Annotated in this window: 1 protein-coding gene; it reads right to left on the reverse strand. The window is 69.0% G+C overall.

Going from position 1 to position 1,016, the window contains the following annotated elements; translation table 11 throughout:
• Window positions 1-173 precede the first annotated feature (173 nt).
• Entirely contained in the window at window positions 174-512 is a 339-nt protein-coding gene (locus tag PLL68_RS15830) for a hypothetical protein (RefSeq protein WP_324535743.1), read from the reverse strand.
• Window positions 513-1,016: the final 504 nt, after the last annotated feature.

The raw sequence follows: 1,016 nt of genomic DNA on the forward strand, positions 1-1,016 counted from the left end.
TGTTGACGGACACGCTGGTTGACGATGGCGGCGACTGGTTCGGTGACCACGAACTGGCAGTCGTCGTCATCCACCGTGATGACGACGACGTCACGGTGCGTTCAGATGGTGCCGTTGGTGGTCATGGTGTCGTTTGCGGTTGGGCATGGGTGTGCCCCAGGTCACCGGGTGACTCAGCCCGACAGGGCTGGTTGGACAGGGGCAAGGAGCCGCCCGCCGGCGACCATCGTCAGGATCTGCCACGGCGAGGCCTTGAAGCCCAGCCGGCGTCGGTGGGCGCTGACCGCCACACCCAGCGCCTGCAGTGCGTCACCGAGCAGGGACCCGGTCGGGAGGATCGGGGGCAGCATCGGGTCGCGCTCGTAGGCCCACACGGTCGCCGTCTGCCGCAGCCACTCGGCTCGACCGGTGATCCGGCGCAGCCAGGATCGCACGGTGTCCGCGGGCACGTGCAGGTCGGCCGCGATCGCCCGGTATCCGGAGCCCGCATGGTGGGCCAGCAAAGCCGTCACGACGACCTCGACGGTGTCGGCACGTCGCGGCGCCACCTCGGCCGGGAGCAGCACATGGGTGGCCGTGCAACTGCGGCAGCGTGCCCGCCTGGGGCGCACCGACACCCGGGCCCCACGAAGACCGCGTAGGACCCTGGTGCGGGCGTACCCCCAGGGCCGTAACCGCCCAGAAGTACACGAGGGACAGCAGATCTCGGACGCCCTCAGGTCGCCCTCGGCGCCCGCGGGGTCCAGCACGATCAACACGCTCAGCAACTCCTCGCATCAGCCCATCGTCACGGCACCCCCCGTGTGGCGGTAGAGGGCAACTGGTGTTGCACCATGCCCGGGCAGGCGAGCCCCGGCAACCCCTGGACCGCGGGCCGGTCACCACCGCCGAACGTGAGCGAAAGGCCAGGTCTACTGCTGGTCAACGAGTCGCGACACCAAGCCTGAGGACCAACCCTCCTCACCGACCATGACGCAAGATGCCCGAGCGGTCATCATCCAAAGAGTCGCTCAACA

Source organism: Ornithinibacter sp., assembly GCF_035443565.1.
GTDB lineage: Bacteria > Actinomycetota > Actinomycetes > Actinomycetales > Dermatophilaceae > Fodinibacter.